The sequence below is a fragment of the Streptomyces sp. NPDC026062 genome (assembly GCF_055568375.1).
Genome location: NZ_JBVHOQ010000022.1, coordinates 64,095 through 86,448, shown reverse-complemented (window position 1 = coordinate 86,448; position 22,354 = coordinate 64,095). Strand labels below are relative to the sequence as shown.

At 72.7% G+C, this 22,354-nt stretch carries 14 protein-coding genes; 11 read left to right on the top strand and 3 right to left on the bottom strand.

Features of this window, described 5'->3' with window-relative positions:
- Positions 1-84 precede the first annotated feature (84 nt).
- The 7 genes from ACZ4LX_RS21070 (at position 85) to ACZ4LX_RS21040 (ending at position 14,883) form a co-directional block, all read left to right on the top strand.
- Positions 85-1,791: a glycerol-3-phosphate dehydrogenase/oxidase gene (locus ACZ4LX_RS21070; RefSeq protein ID WP_467646782.1), complete on the top strand. Its 1,707-nt coding sequence runs from the start codon at positions 85-87 to the stop codon at positions 1,789-1,791.
- A gap of 433 nt (positions 1,792-2,224) precedes the next feature.
- Positions 2,225-4,195: a serine/threonine-protein kinase gene (locus ACZ4LX_RS21065; RefSeq protein WP_467646779.1), complete on the top strand. Its 1,971-nt coding sequence runs from the start codon at positions 2,225-2,227 to the stop codon at positions 4,193-4,195.
- A gap of 177 nt (positions 4,196-4,372) precedes the next feature.
- On the top strand, positions 4,373-7,192 hold the full coding sequence (locus tag ACZ4LX_RS21060) for a protein kinase (protein WP_467646776.1): 2,820 nt from the start codon (positions 4,373-4,375) through the stop codon (positions 7,190-7,192).
- A gap of 147 nt (positions 7,193-7,339) precedes the next feature.
- A complete protein-coding gene (locus ACZ4LX_RS21055) occupies positions 7,340-9,070 on the top strand; it encodes a serine/threonine-protein kinase (RefSeq protein ID WP_467646773.1) in 1,731 nt (576 codons plus the stop codon).
- 206 nt (positions 9,071-9,276) lie between these two features.
- Complete coding sequence (locus tag ACZ4LX_RS21050) at positions 9,277-10,905, top strand: succinic semialdehyde dehydrogenase (protein WP_467646771.1); 1,629 nt, start codon at positions 9,277-9,279, stop codon at positions 10,903-10,905.
- A 47-nt stretch (positions 10,906-10,952) separates the two neighbouring features.
- The gene (locus ACZ4LX_RS21045) at positions 10,953-12,806 is read left to right on the top strand and encodes a GMC oxidoreductase (RefSeq protein ID WP_467646767.1); all 1,854 of its coding nucleotides are present in this window, start codon (positions 10,953-10,955) and stop codon (positions 12,804-12,806) included.
- A 334-nt stretch (positions 12,807-13,140) separates the two neighbouring features.
- The gene (locus tag ACZ4LX_RS21040; protein WP_467646764.1) at positions 13,141-14,883 is read left to right on the top strand and encodes a peptidase; all 1,743 of its coding nucleotides are present in this window, start codon (positions 13,141-13,143) and stop codon (positions 14,881-14,883) included.
- Between the two features lie 354 nt (positions 14,884-15,237).
- Here the strand turns inward: ACZ4LX_RS21040 and ACZ4LX_RS21035 are convergent, their stop codons facing one another.
- On the bottom strand, positions 15,238-15,555 hold the full coding sequence (locus ACZ4LX_RS21035; protein WP_467646761.1) for a chorismate mutase: 318 nt from the start codon (positions 15,553-15,555) through the stop codon (positions 15,238-15,240).
- A 443-nt stretch (positions 15,556-15,998) separates the two neighbouring features.
- Between ACZ4LX_RS21035 and guaA the strand changes: the two genes are divergently transcribed.
- From guaA to ACZ4LX_RS21015, 4 genes are all read left to right on the top strand, one after another.
- On the top strand, positions 15,999-17,585 hold the full coding sequence (gene guaA / locus ACZ4LX_RS21030) for a glutamine-hydrolyzing GMP synthase (RefSeq protein ID WP_467646758.1): 1,587 nt from the start codon (positions 15,999-16,001) through the stop codon (positions 17,583-17,585).
- Positions 17,586-17,756: 171 nt separating this feature from the next.
- A complete protein-coding gene (locus tag ACZ4LX_RS21025) occupies positions 17,757-18,527 on the top strand; it encodes a class II aldolase/adducin family protein (RefSeq protein ID WP_467646754.1) in 771 nt (256 codons plus the stop codon).
- A 125-nt stretch (positions 18,528-18,652) separates the two neighbouring features.
- A complete protein-coding gene (locus ACZ4LX_RS21020; RefSeq protein WP_467646751.1) occupies positions 18,653-19,918 on the top strand; it encodes a hypothetical protein in 1,266 nt (421 codons plus the stop codon).
- 333 nt (positions 19,919-20,251) lie between these two features.
- Positions 20,252-20,761, top strand: a complete 510-nt coding sequence (locus ACZ4LX_RS21015; protein ID WP_467646748.1) for a DoxX family protein — start codon at positions 20,252-20,254, stop codon at positions 20,759-20,761.
- On the opposite strand, the gene ACZ4LX_RS21010 is transcribed toward ACZ4LX_RS21015, so the two are convergent.
- Both ACZ4LX_RS21010 and ACZ4LX_RS21005 read right to left on the bottom strand, forming a co-directional pair.
- Entirely contained in the window at positions 20,668-20,931 is a 264-nt protein-coding gene (locus ACZ4LX_RS21010; RefSeq protein WP_467646745.1) for a hypothetical protein, read from the bottom strand. The two genes, ACZ4LX_RS21015 and ACZ4LX_RS21010, sit on opposite strands and share 94 nt — an antisense overlap.
- On the bottom strand, positions 20,918-22,237 hold the full coding sequence (locus ACZ4LX_RS21005; RefSeq protein WP_467646741.1) for a PspC domain-containing protein: 1,320 nt from the start codon (positions 22,235-22,237) through the stop codon (positions 20,918-20,920). Before ACZ4LX_RS21005 ends, ACZ4LX_RS21010 begins: the two co-directional genes overlap by 14 nt.
- Between the last annotated feature and the right edge of the window lie 117 nt (positions 22,238-22,354).

Below are 22,354 nucleotides of genomic sequence, written 5' to 3'. Positions count from 1 at the left end.
ATCGAGAGGTGGGCACGGGCATTCGACCCCGCGGTCGGACCGCATCCCCCGTGCCGTACCACCCCGATCTACCGGGAGGCAGCAGTGAGGACAGCGACACTGGGACCCGCGGAGCGCGCCGAGGCGCTCGCCGCGATGGCCGAGCGCGAACTGGACGTGCTGGTCGTGGGGGCGGGTGTGGTCGGCGCCGGGACGGCGCTCGACGCGGTGACGAGAGGGCTCTCGACCGGGCTGGTCGAGGCGCGCGACTGGGCGTCCGGCACGTCGAGCAGGTCGAGCAAGCTGATCCACGGCGGGCTGCGCTATCTGGAGATGCTCGACTTCGCGCTCGTCCGCGAGGCCCTGAAGGAGCGCGGGCTGCTGCTGGAGCGGCTGGCCCCGCACCTGGTGAAGCCGGTGCCGTTCCTCTACCCGTTGCAGCACAAGGGCTGGGAGCGGCTGTACGCCGGTTCCGGTGTCGCGCTGTACGACGCGATGTCCGTGTCGTCCGGGCACGGCCGCGGACTGCCCGTGCACCGGCACCTCTCGCGCCGGCAGGCCCTGCGGGTCGCACCGGCGCTCAAGCGGGACGCCCTGGTGGGGGCCCTGCAGTACTACGACGCGCAGATGGACGACGCCCGCTATGTGGCGACGCTGGTGCGCACCGCCGCCGGGTACGGCGCGCAGGTGGCGAACCAGGCACGGGTGACCGGCTTCCTCCGGGAGGGCGAGCGTGTCGTCGGCGCCCGGGTGGAGGACGTCGAGGCGGGTGGCGAGTACGAGGTCAGGGCCAAACAGGTGGTCAACGCCACCGGCGTCTGGACGGATGACACCCAGGCGCTGATCGGCGAGCGCGGCCAGTTCCACGTGCGGGCCTCCAAGGGCATCCATCTCGTCGTCCCGAAGGACCGCATCCACTCCTCCACGGGCCTGATCCTGCGCACCGAGAAGTCCGTGCTCTTCGTCATCCCGTGGGGACGGCACTGGATCGTCGGGACCACGGACACCGACTGGGACCTGGACAAGGCGCACCCGGCCGCGTCCAGCGCGGACATCGACTATCTGCTCGAACACGTCAACTCGGTGCTGTCCACCCCGCTGACCAGGGACGACGTCGAGGGCGTCTACGCGGGGCTGCGGCCGCTGCTGGCCGGTGAGTCGGACGCGACCAGCAAGCTCTCGCGCGAGCACACGGTGGCGCATCCGCTGCCGGGGCTCGTCGTCGTCGCGGGCGGGAAGTACACGACGTACCGGGTGATGGCCAAGGACGCCGTCGACGAGGCCGTGCACGGTCTCGACCAGCGGGTCGCGGAGTGCGTCACCGAGGACATCCCGCTGCTGGGCGCCGAGGGCTACCGCGCCCTGTGGAACGCGCGCGCCAGGATCGCCGCCCGCACCGGCCTCCATGTCGCCCGGGTGGAGCATCTGCTGAACCGGTACGGCTCCATGACCGAGGAGATCCTGGAGCTGATCGTCGCCGACCCGGTGATGGGTGAGCCGCTGCCGTCCGCCGACGACTATCTGAAGGCCGAGATCGTGTACGCGGCCTCGCACGAGGGGGCCCGCCACCTCGACGACGTACTGACCCGGCGCACCCGGATCTCCATCGAGACCTTCGACCGGGGCGTGCGCTCCGCGCGGCTGTGCGCGGAGCTGATGGCGCGGGTGCTCGGCTGGGACAAGGGCCGGATCGACCGCGAGGTCACGCACTACGAGAAGCGGGTGGAGGCGGAACGGGAGTCGCAGCGCCAGCCCGACGACCTGACGGCCGACGCGGCACGCCTGGGTGCGCCGGACATCGTGCCCATTTAGGGCCCGTGGTGCGGATCGTGTGGGATGTGCCGGCCGTGCGACGTTTCCCGGTGCCCCGTCGGCGGGCACCGGGGGGAGCTGTCGGCGCGCCGGAACTCCCGGGCACGCGGCGTGGGTTCGAAGGGGGTGCGGTGGCGCGCTGCCGGGTCTCCGGGGCGGTGCGGCGGGGCGGGTGCGGAACGCGGCGGTCCGGGGCGCAGCCGCGGACGACGGGCCGCGGCAGGCCGGAAGGCGCCGGGGGTGAGATGTGGTTCCCTGGGCAGGGAACGGTGGGGGCGCGGCCATGGCGCGGCAGCGCCGCGCGCGTACGGGCCCGGCCGGAATCACTTCCGCCGGCCGTGTGAGGACGGTCCCTCACCCCGGCACCAGGACCGGTCCCGGGGTGAGGGACAATGAACGCTCTGCCAGGGCGGGTTGATCGCAGAGGGGACGCATGTCGGAGGCGGAGCAGGCACGGGGGCCCCAACGGGACAAGGACGGACGTCTTCTCGCGGGGCGGTACCGGCTCGGAGAGGTGCTCGGCCGCGGTGGAATGGGCACGGTCCACCGCGCGGTCGACGAGACGCTGGGCCGCACGGTCGCGGTCAAGGAACTGCGGTTCCCCTCGGCGATCGACGACGACGAGAAGCGCCGGCTCATCACGCGAACGCTGCGTGAGGCCAAGGCGATCGCCCGGATCCGCAACAACGGCGCGGTCACCGTCTACGACGTGGTCGACGAGGACGACCGGCCGTGGATCGTCATGGAACTCATCGAGGGCAAGTCGCTCGCCGAGGCGGTGCGCGAGGACGGCGTCCTGACGCCGAAGCGCGCGGCCGAGGTCGGCCTCGCCATCCTCGACGTGCTGCGCTCGGCACACCGCGAGGGCATCCTGCACCGCGACGTGAAGCCGTCCAACGTGCTGATCGCCGAGGACGGCCGGGTCGTGCTGACCGACTTCGGGATCGCCCAGGTCGAGGGCGACCCGTCGGTCACCTCCACCGGCATGCTCGTCGGCGCCCCCTCGTACATCTCGCCGGAGCGGGCCCGCGGGCACAAGCCCGGACCGCCCGCCGACCTGTGGTCGCTCGGCGGACTGCTGTACGCGAGCGTGGAAGGCTGCCCGCCGTACGACAAGGGGTCCGCGATCGCGACCCTGACCGCCGTGATGACCGAGCCGCTGGACCCGCCGAAGAACGCGGGCCCGCTGGAAGAGGTCATCTACGGGCTGCTCGCCCGGGACCCCGAGCAGCGGCTCGACGACGCGGGCGCGCGCGCCCTGCTCAACGCCGTCATAGACGCCCCGGAGCAGCCGGAGCTCCCGGTGCCGCCGCCGGCCGACGCCACCCAGGTGATGGCCCTCCCCAAGAACGTGGCCGATGCCCCGCCCAAGGCGGCGCAGAAGCCCGGCGATACGGGCGAAGGGGCCCGGGACCGCCTGCGCGGGGCGCTGCGATCGGCGCGGAACGCGAAGGCCGCAACAGGTGCCGGTGCGGCCGCGGCCGCCTCCGCGCCGGCCCGGCCGGCCACCGCTCCCACGACGGCCTCGGCCTCCCCCTCGGGGGCCGTACCGCCGCAGCGTCCGGCGACCTCGCCGGTCACCCCGCCCCGCGCGTCCCTCACGGACGTGGTGCCGCGCCGCACCCTGGCGATCATCGCGGCCGTCATCGTGCTCGCCGTGCTCGGCACGGTCCTCGCGCTCACGCTCGGCGGGGACGACAAGGGCTCGGGCAGCGAGGGCAAGGCCAAGGACGGCACGTCCGCCTCGGCCGGATCCACCGCGGGCAGCGCCGGCACCGGCGGCTCCGCCGGCACGGAGCAGGGCAGCGGCACGGAACAGGACAGCGGCAAGGGGCAGGACCAGGGCGACGACGCGAAGAGCGGCGGCCAGGGCGCGGACGGCGACGCGGACGACGACGCGGGCAAGAAGTCGGAAGGCGCGGAGGACAAGAAGCCGGGCGACACCGTGCCCGCCGGATTCCGGACCATCGAGAACAAGCAGTTCCACTTCTCCATGGCGATGCCCGAGGACTTCCGCTTCAACAAGACGGCGGGCGCCAACTCCGGCGCCATCTACAACGTCAGCGGCGGCTTCCCCCGCATCCAGGTCGACTTCACGGACTCGCCCGGCGGCAACGCCGCCGGAGCGTGGCGAGCGGCCAGGTCCGCCGTCGCGGCCACCAGCAACGGTTACCACCACCTCGGCATCAACGACGTCGAGTACAAGGGCTACCCGACCGTCGCCGACTGGCAGTTCGAGCGCACCCAGCAGGGCCAGCGGGTCCACGTCATCAACCGGGGCTTCAAGGTCGACGGCGGCCACGGGTACGCGATCATGATCAGCTGCAAGGCCGACGAGTGGGACGGCAAGGAGTGCCGGACGCTGCGCAAGGCGGCGTTCGACACGTTCAAGCCGGTCGACTGAGGCAAGCCGCCCGGCCGGGTTGAGCCGACCGGCCGCGCGGCCGCCTCCTGCCACGTATGGTGAGACCCCGAAGACCGTACGCAGCCGGGGCCACAGGTCAATTGTGCAGGAAGTGACTGCAATTGACGGGCTCGTGCGGTCGATGTGCCGGGGGACAGCGCGCTCTGGGGAGGCGTCGTGGACGACTATGCGGGTCGGGTGCTTGCCGACCGCTACCGCCTTCCGCTGCCCCCGTCCGACGAGTACGAACTGGTCGAGACCCGGGCGTTCGACACATACAGCGGCCAAGAGGTGCTGGTCCGTCAGGTGCCGTTGCCCGAGGTCGTGGACGCCGAGGTGCTCGACGCCGACGGGCAGCCCACGGCGGCGCGACGGGCGAGCGGGCGCACGGTGCGGCGGTCCACCGATCCGGCGGTCCGGCGCGCCATCGAGGCCGCCCAGGCGGCGGCCCAGGTGCCCGACCACCCGCGCCTGGACCAGGTCTTCGACGTGTTCGCCGAGGCCGGTTCGCTCTGGATAGTGAGCGAACTGGTCGCGGCCCGGCCGCTGGCTGCCCTGCTCGCGGAGCACCCGCTCAATCCGTACCGGGCCGCCGAGATCGGCTCCGACGTGCTGACCGCCCTGCGTGTCCTGCACGCCCATGGCTGGACCCACCGCAACATCACCGTGCGCACGGTGCTCGTCTGCGACGACGGACGCGTCGTGCTGACCGGCCTCGCCGCCGGGGCCGCGGAGGAGGCGCTCTGCGGGTACGTTCCGGTGCCGCGCACCGACGACGGCGAGGACGGCTACGGCGGCCCCGCGGTCGAGACGGGGCCCACGGGCCCGTACGCCCCGCCCGGGATCGAGCCGGGTGGGACCGGCCCGTACGGCCCGTACGGCCTGTCGAAGGCGGCGCCGGGCGGCGTCGATGCCTACGGCCGGCCCGAGGCCGAGGCAGGTGGGACGGATCCCTACGGCCGGCCCGAGGCCGGGCCCGGTGAACCGTACGGGACGCCCGAGGTGCCCGGTTCCCGGGGGCCCGCGGCCATCGAGGCGGGGCCCGGGGGTGCTCCCGCGCAGCCCTACGGAGCCGCCGAACTGGAGGCCGTGCGCCGCCCGCCGCCGCCCGCCACCGTGCCCGTGCCCGCCTCCGAGGGCGGCAGCGCCCAGGCGCGCGCCGCGCGGGCGGGGGCCATCGCCGCGTACCGCGCGGGCGCCCGCGCCGCCGCCCGGCTCAGCGAGGAGGAGCGCCGGGCCGGTACGGACGAGGCACGGGACACCGGCACCCTGCCGGTCCCCCGGCCCGCCCCTCCTCGGCCGCCCCTCGCCGGGCCCGCCACCCCGGCCACGTACGACGCCCAGGACCTGTACGACGACGAGGACCCCTACGACGACGAGGCCGACGACGAGCGCGACGGCTTCGACGGCGGTGACCGCGGTGACGACGAGGGCCGGACCCCGCCCCGGCGCCTCCATCTGACCGGTTCCTGGGACGACGGACCCGGCCGCGGCCGCCCGGTGCCCGCCGGGGGTTCCGGCGAGGACGCCCTGCGCGCCGACTCCCGGCGACAGGGCACCACCCCGGCCGTGCGCCCGCAACTGCCGGTCCCCGTCCAGGAGACCTCCCCGGGCCGCTGGGACGAGATCGTCGCGGGCGGCCGTGAACCGTCCGCCTACCGAGGCCCCGCCACCACCCTCGCCGCCGAGCGCGCCCGGCAGGCCCGGATCGCCGTCGTCGGCGCGGTCACCGAGCGCTGGGCTCCCGAGCAGGCCGGTCCGGTCCACGAGAACTGGCAGCTGGCACCGCCCATCGGCCCCTCCACCGACCTCTGGGCGCTGGGCGCCCTGCTCTACCGCGCCGTACAGGGCCACGCCCCGTATCCGGAGGAGAACGCCGCCGAACTCGTCCAGATGGTCTGCGGCGAACCGCCCGCCTTCGCCGAGGAGTGCGGGCCGCTGCGGCCCGTCGTCGAGTCGCTGCTGCGGCAGGACCCCACCGAGCGCCCGGACTTCGAGGAACTGCGCGGCTGGCTGCGCTCCCTCGTGCGGTCGGCGCCCGAGCCGGAGGCCGGTGCCGACGTCGTGACGCTGCCCTCCGCCGACACCGCCCGGCTGCCCGTCGTGCGCCGCAAGGGCGAACTCGTCCGCAAGCGCCGGGGCCGTCGCGGCGGGGGAGCACACGCCCGCCACCGGCAGACCAGGGACCGGCTGGAACCCGCCGAGCGGGCACCCCGCCAGGCGTACGAGTCCACAAGTCCCAGGCCGCCGCGCGAACCCAAGGGCCCGAAGGCGCTGCGCACCCCGCCCCGCCCGCGGCAGGAGGGGCACGCGCCGCGCAGGCTCGGCCGGCTGCTGCTCGTCCTGATCCTGCTGCTCCTGGCGGCGGCCGTCGCGTACGCCGTGATGTTCATGCCCAAGTCCGGTACGGAGCAGGGGACCGGCGCCGGCCCCTCCCGTACCGACTCCGCGGCGCCCGACCCCGGTTCCCCGGACTCCGGGGAACCGGCACCCTCGGGCTCCGCCGGTGCGCAGCAGCCCCAGACAAGCCGCTCCGCCGTCGCGCTCGCATCCGGCTACGCCCTGCGCAAGGACGCCGAGGGCTTCGAGGTCGGGGCTCCCAAGGGCTGGCAGCGCAGCCCCGCCAACACGGACCGTCAGATCCGGTACGGAAGCGACGGCTTCAGCCTCCTCATCGTCCCGGGCCGTGACACCGTGAAGGCCAACGGCGGAGACCCGCTCGACTACCAGCGGGACAAGGAGCCCGAGTTGAAGCAGTTCCGCGACTCCAGCTGGGCGTCGGCGAGCGGGCTGCGCAGGATCGACGTCGGCCGGCAGGCCATGGCGGAGGGCCAGTTCACCTGGCGGGACGCCGGCGGACGCGAGGTCTACGTCCGCAACCTCGTGATGGTCGTCGAGGGCCGCTACCACGTCCTCCAGGTCATCGGCCCGGAGAGCCAGCGCGACAAGGTGACCGAAATCTACCAACAGGCCAGTCTTTCCTACCGTGTGACGTAGTGAATCCGCGCGGTCCGGCGGGCCTCGGGCGGGGACCGGTCCGGCAGAGCGACAAGCATCACAGTGCGATCTCGTGAGCGGTGCGAGGTTCCGTGGTCGTGCTTCCCCTCCGTAACCTGGCATCCGAAGGAACGGGGCTGGGGACACGTGGATCGATCACAGGGCACGGAAGCGGGACTGGTGCTGGCCGGGAGGTACCGGCTCGGCGAAGTCCTGGGACGTGGCGGCATGGGCAAGGTCTGGCGCGCCCATGACGAGGTGCTGCACCGCACCGTGGCCGTCAAGGAGCTGACCGCCGGGCTGTACGTCGCGGAGGCGGACCGGGTCGTGCTGCACGCGCGCACCCAGAAGGAGGCCCGCGCAGCCGCCCGCATCACGCACCCGGGCGTGGTCACCGTCCATGACGTGATCGAGTACGACAACCGGCCGTGGATCGTCATGCAGTACGTCGACGGCCCGTCACTCGCCGACCGGATCAAGGAGTCCGGCGAGACCGAGCCGCGCGAGGCCGCCCGGATCGGGCTCCATGTGCTGGGCGCCCTGCGCGCGGCCCACGCCGCCGGGGTGCTGCACCGTGATGTGAAGCCGGGCAACGTGCTGCTCGCACGGGACGGCCAGGTGCTGCTGACCGACTTCGGGATCGCGGCCATAGAGGGCGACTCGACCATCACCAGGACCGGTGAACTGGTCGGCTCCATCGACTATCTGGCACCCGAGCGGGTCCGCGGCGGCGACCCGGGCCCCGCCTCCGATCTCTGGTCGCTGGGCGCCACGCTGTACACCGCGGTCGAGGGGCGCTCGCCGTTCCGCCGTACCTCCCCGATATCCACGATGCAGGCCGTCGTCACCGAGGACCCGCCGGCGCCCGCGCGGGCCGGGGCGCTCGCGCCCGTCATCACGGCGCTGCTCCGCAAGGAACCCGAGGACCGGCCCTCGGCCGAGCAGACGGAACGGATGCTGCTGGAGGCCATGGAGGGGCGCGAACCCCGGTCGGCCCAGGCGTACGTCCCCACCCAGCGCGTCCCCGAGGAGATGCTGCGCTCCATGGGCGCGGACGGCACCTCCGGCGGCGGGACGGTGAACGGCGGCACGGCCCAGCTGCCCTACCCCGGCCCCGTCCCTCCCCACGGCCCCGTTCCGGCCCACGGCTCCGTCCCGGTCCACGGCTCCGCGCCCGCCACCCGGCGCAGCCGGGGCAGGTGGCGTACGACGGTCGTGGTCATCGCGCTGGCGGCCCTGGTGGGCGGCGGCGCCGGAATCGCCGCGATGCTGTACGCGAACCGCACGGACGCGGGCACCGGCGGAACCGGTGGCGGCACGGCGTCCCACACCACCCGGACGCCGGGGCCGGCCAAGGACAAGCCCACGCCCGAGCCGTCCCCCACCCCGACGTCCTCGCCCGATCCGGCGAACGAGGGTGTGCCGGACGGCTGGCGGCGCGTGGAGGATCCCTCCGGGTTCAGCATCCTCATGCCGATCGGCTGGGAGCGCCGGGTGGAGGGCACCAACATCGACTACACCCCGGACGACGGTGTGCACTACCTCCGCGTCAGCGTCGACCCGGCGCCCGACTTCGACCACCCGTACACGCACATGCAGGACCTGGAGACCACCCTGCGCAAGCGGCTCCCGGACTACCGGAGCCTGGAGATGAACAGCAACGTCTACCGTGACCGCCCCGGATCCATCTGGGAGTTCACCTGGACCGAGAAGGGCGGCGCCGGACCGAGGCACGCCATCGACCAGATGTACTACGCGGAGGAGGGCGGACCGGAGTACGCGCTGTACATGACGGGGCCGGCCGACGACTGGGACATCACCCGGGACCAGTTCAACACGATGCTGCGCAGCTGGCGCGCTCCGGTCGACGCCAACTGACCGGGCGGACCGCCACAGGCCTGCCGCGGCTCCGCGGACCGGGTGGTCAGGCGGCGAATCGCCAGTGGATACGACCTGATCAGCGGTTATGCAGCCAGTGATCACTGGCTGGATCGGTGGGCGGGCGCAAGGGCCTGTTGTGGGGAGTGTGAAAAGCTGTTACCCACGGGTACCCAAAGCATCCGGCGCGACGTACTCTCGCCCTCATGACGGACTCGCAGGCCTCCACGTCCACCTCCGCCGCGGTTGTCGGTACCAACCCGGTGGCCGCCGCGCCCGAGGGTGTGCGTACGGCCGCCGATGTCGTGACGCCCGAGGTGATCGCCCAGCTGACCCGTGGCGTCGTCGGCTCCGGCCGTACGGCCAACCACACCCCCTTCACCGGCGAGAAGCTGGCCGACCTGCCCGAGTCCACCCCCGAGGACGTGGCGGACGCCTACGCGCGCGCCCGCGCCGCCCAGCCGGCCTGGGCCGCGACATCCGTCCGGGCCAGGGCCGCCGTGCTGCTGCGCTTCCACGACCTCGTCCTCGCCCGTCAGTCCGAGGTCCTCGACCTCATCCAGCTGGAGACCGGCAAGGCCAGGCTGCACGCCCACGAGGAGGTGCAGGCGGTCGCCGTCGCCGCCCGGCACTACGGCCGCAGGGCCGGTGCGTATCTCAGGCCGAAGCGGCACACCGGCGTGGTGCCGACCCTCACCAAGGTCACCGAGCTGCGCCAGCCGCGTGGGGTCATCGGCCAGATCGCGCCGTGGAACTACCCCTTCGAGCTGTCCGTCGGTGACGCGCTGCCCGCGTTCGTCTCCGGCAACGCCGTGGTGATGAAGCCGGACACGGAGACCGCGCTGACCGCGCTGTGGGCCCGTGACCTGCTCATCGAGGCCGGTCTCCCGGCCGAGGTCTTCCAGATCGTGCTCGGGGACGGCCCCGTCGTCGGCCCCGAGGTCGTCAAGCACGCCGACTACGTCTCGTTCACCGGCTCCACCCGCACCGGCCGTGAGGTCGCCCAGGGGGCCGCGGCCCGGCTCGTCGGCGTCTCGCTGGAGCTCGGCGGCAAGAACGCCATGCTGGTCCTGGAGGACGCCGACGTGGAGAAGGCCGCCGCCGGCGCCGTCCGCGCCTGCTTCTCCTCCGCCGGACAGCTCTGCATCTCCATCGAGCGGCTGTACGTCCACGAGTCGGTCGCCGACGACTTCGTGGCCCGGTTCGCCGCCCGTACGAAGGCGATGCGGCTCGGCAACTCCCTCGCGTACGGGGCCGACATGGGCTCGCTCGTCGGCGAGCGCCAGCTGGAGACCGTCAGCCGGCACGTCGCGGAGGCCGTCGAGAAGGGCGCCACGCTCGTCGCGGGCGGCGTCGCCCGCCCGGACATCGGCCCGCTGTTCTACGAGCCGACCATCCTCGACGGCGTCCAGGCCCCGATGGCCGTCTGCGGTGAGGAGACCTTCGGACCGGTCGTCTCCATCTACCGCTTCCGTGACGAGGACGAGGTCGTCGCGCTGGCCAACGCCACCCCGTACGGCCTCAATTCGAGCGTCTGGACCAAGGACGGCCGGCGCGGCCACCGGGTCGCCGCCCAGCTGCGGACCGGCACGGTCAACATCAACGAGGGATACGCCCCCGCGTACGGCAGCGTGCAGTCCCCGATGGGCGGCATGAAGGAATCCGGCCTCGGCCGCCGCCACGGCTCCGAGGGCATCCTCAAGTACACCGAGGCCCAGACCGTCGCCCAGCAGCGGCTGATCCCGCTCGCCCCGTCCTTCGGGATGGACGACGCGAAGTACGCGGCGTTCATGAGCCGCAGCCTCAGGGCGATGAAGGCCTTCCGCCTGCGCTGACCCCGCACCACCGCAGCATTTCTGTCCTTTTCGCCCCGAGGAGAGCCATGTCCCAGGTCAGCCCTGCCCGGAATCAGCCCGTGGACCCGGAAGGAGCCGATGACGACGCCGCGTACGACTACGACGTCCTGATCGTCGGCTCGGGCTTCGGCGGCGCGGTCTCGGCGCTGCGGCTGTCCGAGAAGGGGTACCGGGTCGGCGTCCTGGAGGCGGGCCGCCGCTTCACCCCCGCCACCCTGCCCAAGAACTCCTGGGACCTGAAGAACTACCTCTGGGCCCCTGCCCTCGGCCTCTTCGGCATCCAGCGCGTGCATCTGCTCGGCAAGGTGATGGTGCTGGCCGGCGCGGGCGTCGGCGGCGGCTCGCTCAACTACGCCAACACGCTGTACGTACCTCCGGCACCGTTCTTCGAGGACCGCCAGTGGGCGCACATCACCGACTGGCAGGACGAGCTGAAGCCGTACTACGACCAGGCCACGCGGATGCTCGGGGTCCGGCTCAATCCGACGATGACGCCGTCCGACGTCCATCTGAAGGCGACCGCCGAGGTCATGGGGGTCGGTGACACCTTCCATCTCGCCCCGGTCGGCGTCTTCTTCGGCGACGGCCGGGACGCCGACGGTACGGCGAGGGCGAAGCCCGGCGGCACCGTCGCCGACCCGTACTTCGGCGGCGCGGGCCCGGCCCGCAAGGCGTGCACCGAGTGCGGCGAGTGCATGACCGGCTGCCGCCACGGCGCGAAGAACACCCTCAACGAGAACTACCTCCACCTCGCCGAGAAGGCCGGAGCGGTCATCCACCCGATGACGTCCGTCGTCGCCGTCACGGACGACCCGGAGGGCGGCTACCACGTCGCCACCGTGCCGACCAACCGCCGGAAGAAGGCGAAGCCCACCCTGCTGCGCGCACGCGAGGTGGTCGTGGCGGCAGGCACGTACGGCACCCAGACACTGCTGCACACGATGAAGGACCAGGGGCTGCTGCCCCGGCTGTCGAACCGGCTCGGCGAACTGACCCGGACCAACTCCGAAGGCCTCGTCGGCGCGCAGACCTCCGACCGCCGCTACCGCAGGAAGCACGGCACCGAGGCCGACTTCACCAAGGGGGTGGCCATCACCTCCTCGATCCACCCCGACGAGAACACCCACATCGAACCGGTCCGCTACGGCAAGGGATCCAACGCGATGGGCGGCATGACCATCCTCCAGGTCCCCTACGGCACCCACCGGGTGCTGAGCTGGATCGGGAACATGGCCAGGCACCCGACGCTCGCCGTGCGTTCGCTCTCCAACCGGCGCTGGTCGGAGCGGACCATCATCGGGCTCGTCATGCAGTCACTGGACAACTCCCTGACCGCGTACCGCAAGCCCCGGGGCATCGGGAAGGGCCTGCTCACCGCCCGGCAGGGCCATGGCGCCCCCAACCCGACGCAGATCGCCGAGGCGACGCGGAGCGCGACGCTGCTGGCCGACGAGATCAACGGCTTCCCGGGCTCCAACATCGGCGAACTGATGGGCACCCCGCTCACCGCGCACTTCCTCGGCGGCTGCCCGATCGGCGCGAGTGCCGAGGAGGGCGTCATCGACCCGTACCACCGGCTGTTCGGCCACCCGGGCATCTCGGTCGTCGATGGTTCCGCGGTCTCCGCCAACCTCGGCGTCAACCCGTCGCTGACGATCACCGCGCAGGCGGAGCGGGCCATGTCCTTCTGGCCCAACAAGGGCGGTCGGGACCCGCGCCCGGCCCCGGGCGAGGCGTACGAGCGGCTGGCGGCGGTCGAGCCGCAGGCGCCGGCCGTCCCGGAGGAGGCGTTCGGCGCGCTGCGGCTGCCGTTCCTGGGAATGCCCGCGATGCCGCCGAAGAAGGCCGCTGAGCCGGCGTCGGCGTCGGAGCCGGAGTAGAGGCAGCGCCCGACGGGTCCGGACACGGACAGCGGGAGAGGGTGCAGCCCCTTCGAGGACAGCAGAAGGGGCTGCACCCCCCTCCGAGTGCAGCCCCTCACGCTGTAGCCGGTGCTACCGCGCAGCGGTGTGACCGGTGTTCGCCATGCATGACCTTCGAGTCGTCAGGATGGTTGTCCCCGGGACGACGACATTCCGGTGTGAGGTCGATCACTTCCCGGTGGCGTACCCGATTCGTGATCCGAAGGTGCGCAACCATCCCGGCGCGCCCGTGGTCGTACCCATGCCGTTGTCACAGCGGCCGCACAGCTCCCGACGACCCAAGGGCCCGAGAATGAGAAGCAAGCCCCCGAGAGCAGCTCTCCGTCGCGTCACCGGAGGTTTCGCCGCAGCAGCCCTGCTGGCCGCCGGCGCTCTCGCCCTGAACACCCCGGCGCATGCCGCGCCGCTCGAAATGACGCTCGGCGGCCCCGCCGATACCGCCCTGCACCCGTACCCGGCCACGGGCGCCCCGCAGAAGGCGACCCTCGGATTCACGGTCAACAACCCGTCCGAGGATCCGGAGAACGGGACCTTCGGCGACGAGTACACCGTGCGCTTCGACCTCAGCGGGATCGCCGGTGTCGCGGACGCGTCGTTCAGCAAGGAGGGCAGTGCCGACTGCCGGATCACCGGGACCACCGCCGTCTGCACCGACTCGGGCATCTTCCCCGGCCTGAGCACCGTCGCCGACCTCGAACTCACCGCGGCTCCGGGCAGCAAGGACGGCGACGCCGGAACCATCGAGGTCACCGGGGAGGCGCAGGGAGCCACCTTCCGGTCCTTCACCGCCCACGTCGGCATCGGCGGGCCCGACCTGTCGATGAAGCGGATCCCGTTCACGACGAAGCTCAAGACCGGTGACACCCAGCCGGTGCCGGTCACCTTCACGAACAACGGCACACGCGCGGCCGACGGGGTCCTGCTCACCCTGCGGCACACCCGGGGCATGGCGTTCACCGAGCGGTACCGGAACTGCGAGTACAGCGAGGCCGAGCTGGGCATGGGCAGCCCCGGCGCCTGGACCACCGCCCTGTGCACCTTCGACGGCAGCTACGAGCCGGGCGCCACGTACACGCTGGCCGAGCCGCCCTCCCTCAAGGCCACGAAGCGCGCGCTCTTCGACTCCTTCATCTACCGCGTCCAGGAGGACGGCTCCGCCGCCCGCACCGCGGAGCGGGCCGGTGCGCGGTACAGCTCCGGCACGGGCGCCACGCTGGTCCTGCGCAAGGCTCCGTCGACCCGGTCTGCGGACCTGGAGCCGGGCGACAACCAGCAGGAGGCCGACTTCCAGACCACCAACAGCGCCGACTTCGCGGCGTACGGGGCGCGTGCCAAGGGCGCCGCGGGCGACACGGTCGAGGTGACCGTCGGATTCCGTAACCGGGGACCGGCCTGGGTCGGGAACATCCGCTCCGGCGAGGACGTCGCCACGGTGGACATCACCGTGCCCAAGGGCGCCTCGGTCATCGGCAAGCCCGAGACCTGCCGCGGTGTGACGGCGGACGGTGACTACCGCGAGAACCAGAAGGCCGCCCCGCGCTACTTCTGCTCGACGCCGATGTCCGTGCGTGAGGACGCCGACTTCGCCCTCCCCTTCAAGCTGAAGATCGACAAGGTCGTCGCGGGGGCGTCGGGCAAGGTCTGGGTCCGCAACCTCTACCTCGGTGACCCCGGCCTGCGCTTCGACGCGAAGTCCGCCAACAACACCGCGTCCCTGGTGCTGAACGCCAAGGACTCGGGCTCGGGCTCCACCGGCTCCACCACCGGAGGAACCACCTCCGGCTCGGGCGGAGCGTCCGCCACGGGCGGTTCCACCGGAGGTTCCTCCGGCAGCGGCGGCGCGGCCGGCGGCTCCGGCGGTTCGGCCGGCTCGTCCTCGGCCGGCACCACCACCGGGGGCGGCAGCGGTGACACCGGGGGCGGTCTGGCCGCCACCGGTTCCTCCGCGCTGATGACCGGCGGCGCGGCTCTCGTCGCCCTGGTCGCCGGTGGTGTCCTGTACACGGCATCCCGTCGCCGCCGCGCGACCCGATGACCCCGGCCGCGCAGAGAGCACAGCCGCAATGAAGAACGGCCGGCTCCGGGCGTCCCCGGAGCCGGCCGTTCTTTGGCGGGACCGGCGAGCGGTCCCTCCGAGTGACCGGGCTGCTGTCCCCTGCCGACCGGTCACGCACGCCGGTGCGCGGTCCCACGGCGTACACGCGGTACGCCACACACCCCGGCGGAGCCACGCGTGGTTTCTTACCGAAGCCGCCCCTGGCTGGCACGGACACCGGGACCAACGAAGCCGTACGGGGCCCGGTCACGCGCCGTACGGGTGAGAGTCCGCCCGAACTGGGATACGCCCGTACAGCCCCGCCCGTCCTCGGCGCGCCTGATCCGCGGCATGTCACACGCGGCCGCGGCACAGCTCCAGCAGGGTCATCGCGAGGGAGGTGCCGGGCTTGCCCAGCGCGTCCCGGTACTGGCCCAGGATCTCCATCTCGCGGGAGAGGTTCACCCGGCGGCCTCCGGAGGTCATCCGGGCCTCCTGGATGACCGAGGACACCGCCATCCGCTCCTGGACGAGGCCGATGATCCGGTCGTCGAGGGCGTCGATGCGCGTCCGGGCGTCCGCGATCAGGGACGCGGCCTCGTCGGTGTGCGCGCCGGTCACCTCGGCGGCGGTCCTGGTCGCGGTGGTGGTGCCGGTGGTGATGCTGCTCATATCGGGTCTCCCGGTGGGGTACGGCTCCCCGGGGCCGACAGGCCCGGAACGCCAGAACGCCCCGGGCCTGTCGGCCCGGGGCGCCTGGAACGTTGCTTGTCAGTTGCTCAAGCAGCACGACCATGGCAGCCGGCGGGCCGGTTGCCATAGGTAAAGACGAAGGTCGTGTGCTGACGCATGGGGGACAGTATGGACCCGCCGTCGGCCCCCGGCCAAAGCCCGGCCCGGATCGTGAGACGGCGACGGCCGCGGTCGATGGCCCCCGGTGGCGACGAGGGCCGGGAGGGCCCTGCCTCCCGACGGCGACGGGGGCCGAGCGGTCGGCGCCTCCCGGCGCGACGACGGCCGGGCGGGCCCTGCCTCCCGGCGCGACGAGGGTCGCTCCCGGCCGCCGGTAGAATCGGAAGAACCGACCCCCTCTCCACCGCCGGAAGGCCGCCCCCGTGCCAGCAGCACCCCCCGCCGCCCCCGACACCACCACCGACGTGGTCCTCGTTGTCGACTTCGGCGCGCAGTACGCCCAGCTCATCGCCCGACGGGTCCGTGAGGCCCGGGTCTACAGCGAGATCGTGCCGTCGACGATGCCGGTGGCCGAGATGCTGGCCAAGAACCCCCGGGCGATCATCCTGTCCGGCGGCCCCTCCTCCGTCTACGCCGAGGGCGCCCCCTCGCTCGACCGCGCGCTGTTCGAGGCCGGTGTCCCCGTCTTCGGTATGTGCTACGGCTTCCAGCTGATGGCCACCACGCTCGGCGGCACCGTCGACGACAACGGTGCCCGTGAGTACGGCCGTACCGCGCTCACCGTCTCCAAGTCCGGCTCCACCCTCTTCGAGGGCACCCCCGACGCGCAGTCGGTGTGGATGTCGCACGGGGACGCCTGCTCCGCCGCCCCCGAGGGCTTCACCGTCACCGCGTCCACGGACGTCGTCCCGGTCGCCGCCTTCGAGAACGACGAGAAGAAGCTCTACGGCGTCCAGTACCACCCGGAGGTCCTGCACTCCACGCACGGCCAGCAGGTCCTGGAGCACTTCCTGTACCGGGGTGCGGGCATCGAGCCGACCTGGACGACGACCAACGTCGTCGAGGAGCAGGTCGCCGCGATCCGCGCCCAGGTCGGCGACAAGCGCGCCATCTGCGGTCTCTCCGGCGGTGTCGACTCCGCCGTCGCCGCGGCCCTCGTCCAGAAGGCCATCGGATCCCAGCTGACCTGCGTGTACGTCGACCACGGCCTGATGCGCAAGGGCGAGACCGAGCAGGTCGAGAAGGACTTCGTCGCCGCCACCGGCGCCAACCTGAAGGTCGTCGACGCGAGCGAGCGCTTCCTGAACGCGCTGGCCGGAGTCTCCGACCCGGAGACCAAGCGCAAGATCATCGGCCGCGAGTTCATCCGCGTCTTCGAGCAGGCCCAGCTGGAGATCCTTCAGGAGGACGGCCCCGAGGTCGCCTTCCTCGTCCAGGGCACGCTCTACCCGGACGTCGTCGAGTCCGGCGGCGGCACCGGCACCGCCAACATCAAGTCCCACCACAACGTGGGCGGACTCCCCGACGACATCGAGTTCCAGCTCGTCGAGCCGCTGCGCCAGCTGTTCAAGGACGAGGTCCGGATGGTCGGCCAGGAGCTCGGCCTGCCGGAGGAGATCGTCCAGCGCCAGCCCTTCCCCGGCCCCGGCCTCGGTATCCGGATCGTCGGCGAGGTCACCAAGGACCGGCTCGACCTGCTGCGCGAGGCCGACGCCATCGCGCGCGAGGAGCTGACCGCGGCCGGCCTGGACCGGGACATCTGGCAGTGCCCGGTGGTCCTCCTCGCGGACGTCCGCAGCGTCGGCGTCCAGGGCGACGGCCGCACCTACGGCCACCCGATCGTGCTGCGTCCGGTCTCGTCCGAGGACGCCATGACGGCGGACTGGTCGCGACTGCCGTACGAGACCCTGGCCAAGATCTCCACCCGCATCACCAACGAGGTCGCCGACGTCAACCGCGTGGTGCTCGACGTGACGAGCAAGCCGCCGGGCACCATCGAGTGGGAGTAGTCCCTCCCCTCAGCGCTCCACCGATGCCGCCGCCCGGTCCCACGGGCGGCGGCATCGCCGCGTTCCCGGCCGCGATCGATGGCCTGTGCCTCTGGCCACCTGCGGCGACCGGCGGTAACTTCCGATCCCGTACGCCTGATCCCGTACGCCCGGGAGCCCCGAGGAGTCGCCATGCCCGAGCCCACACCCGTACCCGTGGAACAGCTCCGCTTCGCCATGCCGCCCGTCCACACCTCCGTGGAGGAGGAGCGCGCCCACCGCAAGGAACGCCTGGCCGGGGCGCTGCGCCTGTTCGGCGAGTACGGGTACGAGGACGGCGTCTCCGGACACATCACGGCACGCGACCCGGAGTTCGGTGACTGCTACTGGGTCAACCCCTTCGGCGCTCCCTTCGAGGGGCTGCGCCCGGACGAGCTGATCCTGGTGAACGGCGAGGGCCAGGTCGTGGAGGGGGACCGGCACGTCAACCAGGCCGCGTTCGCCGTCCATGCCCAGGTGCACCGCGCCCGTCCCGATGTCGTCGCGGTCGCCCACACCCACTCCGTGCACGGCAGGGCGCTGGCCGCGCTGGGGGAACTCGTCGAGCCGATCACCCAGGAGGCCTGTGCCTTCTACGAGGACCACGCGCTCTACGACGCGTACACCGGGGTCGTCGTGGACGAGGACGAGGGGCGCCGGATCGCCGCCGCGCTCGGGGCGCGCAAGGCCATCGTGCTGCGCAACCACGGGCTGCTGACCGTGGGCGACTCGGTGGACGCGGCGGCCTGGTGGTTCCTCGCCCTGGAGCGCTCCTGCCAGGTCCAATTGGCCGCGCGGGCGGCCGGAAAGCCGGTCCTGATCGAGCACCGTGACGCGGTCACCACCCGCGAACAGCTCGGCAGCGACCTGGTCGCCTGGATCAATTACCAGCCGCTCTGGCAGCGAATCTCTCGAACATTCTGACGATCCCACCCGCCCGTGTGCCCCGATGTGGGAACCGCCCGCGCCGTACGGCACAATTCGCAGCAATCACAGTCGAGTTGGGTTGAACGACGGCTGTACCGGGGCGGGAAGGGGCGGAGTTCTCCGTGGCGTTGGAAGAGGCACGACTGGGCACGCACGGCGGTGGCTGTACGTGCGGCGACTGCCCGCACGGAGCGCGCCAGGGACACCGGCGCGCGGTGGCCGCCTTCCTGGCCAAGCGGGACGAACTCGCCGCGGGCCAGGGGCTTCCCGCCGGGGTGGCACAGTCCCCTTCCGCGACCCGGCAGTGGGTCTCGGACGAGCTGACCCAGTCCGCGCACGCCGTCGCCGACCGGGGCCGGGAGGCCGGTGACGCCTGGCTGTACCGGGTGTGGCAGCGCACCCTGGTCATCGTCTGGGGCGCCGTGGCCGTACTGGCCGTGACCGAGGCCGCCACCGCCATCGGGGCCGGCTGGACCAACGCCAGGACCGCGGGCCTGGCCGCCGGACTTGTCACTGCGGGGCTGCTCACCGCGGCCGCGCATGTCCACCGGGCGCGCGGCGGACTCCTCGCCCCGCTGATCGGCGAGGACAACCGGCTCTCCACCTCGCGCGTGGTCGCCGCGTCCTGGGTACTGCTCGCCGTCTTCGCCGTTCTCGTCCTCGCCCTCCAGCTGGCGGGCGCCTCCGGCCACGCACAGCGCGACGCGCTGATCGAGGGCCTGGACCTGGCGCGCGGTGCCGGGGTGGTGACCGTGCTGGCGCTGGTGTGCGCCATCGCGGTGGTCGTCCGGCGGGTGGTGAGCGTACGGGTGCTGTCCGGGCGGCTGCAGAAGCTGCGGGCGGACCGGCCGCGCGCGGCGGATCTGCTCACCGACGACTCGGGGCGGGGCGCGTTCACCGATGTGAGTTACGTGCTGGTGTCCACCGTCGCCGTGCTCTTCGCCGCGGTCCGGCTCGCCCGCCGGCCCGAGCAGCTGCCCGATCTGCCGTGGGGGCTCGCTCTGCTGGTGGCCGTCGCGGCGGCGGCCTACTTCGCCGGGAAGTACAGCGAGGGCGGCCGGCCCGTGGTGCTGTCGGTGGTCCGGGCCCGGGAGGCGGGTGACCTGGACGCGTCGATCAGGACCGGCGACGACATCGAGATCCGGGGTGCGGGGTTCGTGCCGCCCGGCGCCGGGACCCCGGACCGGCTGGCCCGCATGGTCGTGCGGATCGGCCCCGTCCACGTACACGTCCCGATGGTCCCGGTGACCGGCGGCTTCGCCAACCCGACCGACACCGTGCTGACCGTGCCCGTGCCGGTGGAGGTGGAGCCCGGAGTGGTCGAGGTGCAGGTGGTGACCGCGTCCGGGGCGGAGTCGAACCGCGTCGCGATCGATGTGACCGACTGACCCGGGCGCCGCGACGCCGTTGCACCCGGGCGCCGCACAGCTGTCGGACCCGGGCCGCACAGCTGTCGGACCCGGGCCGCACAGCTGTCGGACCCGCGCCGCACAGCTGCCGGACCCGCGCCGCACAGCTGCCGCATCCGTGCCGCACAGCTGACGTATCCGCGCCGCACCGCCGTAGCATCCGCGCGCGATGAACCCGACCGCGCACCTGGTGAGCCGAGTGTCCGGAGCGTACGTAAGGTCTGGTAAAGATCGAACAGTGCGGCGAGGGTCGAACGGTTTCTGTGGGCGGACCCGGGTGGTCCGGCGGCAGGACCGCGGAAGGCGGAAACCATGAGCGGATACAACCTGCACGGGCGCGGGCTGGGTGAGGCCAGGAACCTGGGGGAGCTGGCGCGCGAGCATGCCCTGCTGCCCCTGCGGATCTTCCTCGGCGTCACCTTCATCTACGCCTCGCTCGACAAACTGACCGACAGCGCCTTCTTCCACGCCACGGGAGCGGGATCGATCGGCGCGCAGATGACCGCTCTCCGCGACTCCGCCGCGATCCCGGCCCTCGTCGACCTCGCGCTGAAGAGCCCGGCCGGATTCGGATACGCCATCGCCTTCGGTGAACTCGCCGTCGGCATCGGCACGCTGCTGGGCCTGTGGACGCGGATCGCGGCACTCGGCGGGGCACTGATCTCGCTCAGCCTGTGGCTGACCGTCAGCTGGCAGGTCTCGCCGTACTACCTCGGCAACGACCTGATCTACCTCATGGCCTGGCTGCCGTTGCTGCTCGGCGGGGCCGCGACGTTCTCCGTGGACGCCGTCCGCGCGACACGGCGGCGGCGGATCCGGTAGGCGATCCAGGTCACCAGAACGGCCGTCCAGAGGCCGCCGGTGAACAGCGCGACGAAGAACTGCGGCGGGGCGTCCCAGAGGCCACCCGCATCCGCCGCGTACCCGGCGGCCAGGCCCAGCATCACCAGGCCCGCGACGGCCCGTCCGGGCCGGAACTCATGACGCGGCACGGTTGACCTCCACCTGTCCGTAGCCGACTTCCAGATCGAGCTCGATGGTGCCGCCCGGCCTGCCGCCCCCGGCCGGTTCCAGCGTCCGGCGCTCGTCCTGCGAGGCACGGATGTCCAGGTCGGCCCTGCTGCGCCCGTCCCGCACCACGATCGCGCCGACCCGGGTCGTCGCGTGCATCCTGACGGTGACCTCCCGGGGCACGTGCACCAGGACCCGGCCGGCCCTGGCCTCCACCCGGGTCCGGACCGTGTCGCCCCCGGGGACGGTGATCCGGGTGAGGTCCAGCTCCGCCTCCCCGGTGCCGACCGCGTAACGCGACTGCACCGAGGCGGCCGACACGGGCCGCCACTCCTCGCGCACCCAGTGGGTGGTGATGTCCTTGGGCAGGGCCGAGGCGCCCGCCAGCAGACCCGCCGTGATCATCGACAGGAGGAGCGTGCCGAAGCCCGTCCGGCCGACGAAGGCGCCGATCAGCATCCCGGCCCCGAACACCGCGAGCGCCGCGGACAGGCCGATCTGCAGACTCGTACCGAGCGGCTGGGAGCCCCAGCTCAGCCACGTGCCGAGGCCGCCCGCCACCAGCGCGGTCAGGAACACCGGGCCGGCGATGGACCACGGCCGCCGGAGCTCCCGCGACCGTCTCGGCGGGCAGAACGGGGCGTCGGCAGTCGCCCGGCGCGCACCCTCCGCCCGCCCGTCCAGCACGGCGTCCGGCGGGCCCCACAGATAGCCCGCCCCGGCCCCCGAGGCAGCCGTCCCGTCCTTGACGACCGGGTCGCGCCACCAGGACGGGCCGGACGGCGTCGGCGGCGCCTTCACCTCGGGCGGCGCGTCCGACACGACCCGGTCGGCAGCCGGACGCGCCCGCTCCTGCGGATCGGCCGTCCTGCGGTGCTGCGTCCAGACGGTGCAGCCGATGACCGCGAGCGAGAGCATCGCGGAGAACGCCAGCGTGCCGCTGTTGCCGAGCATGGACAGGAACAGACCGCAGCCGATCAGCGCACACAACACCGCGATCAGCGACGAACCCTCGACCCGGCCCGACAGCAGCCGGCGCGCCTCGTTCTCCTCCTCGCCCTCCAGCGGGATCAGCAGCCACGCGAAGCCGTAGAAGACCAGTCCGAGGCCGCCGGTCACGGAGAGCACTCCGAGCACGATCCGGAAGATCACCGGATCGACGTTGCAGTACCGGCCGAGCCCACCGCACACCCCGGCCACCGCCTTCTGCCGCGAGCTGCGGTGCAGCCGCGGTACGGGCCCGGGGGGCGGTACGACGCCGGGGGGCGCATCCTGGGGAACGGTCATGGCTCCATGGTGACGGGCACCGGCCCCGTCCGGCACCCGCCCCGACCCTGGCCGTTCCCTGATATTGGTCGGGCCCGACCCTGAGAGACCCGGACCTGTGGGACCCGGACCTGTGGG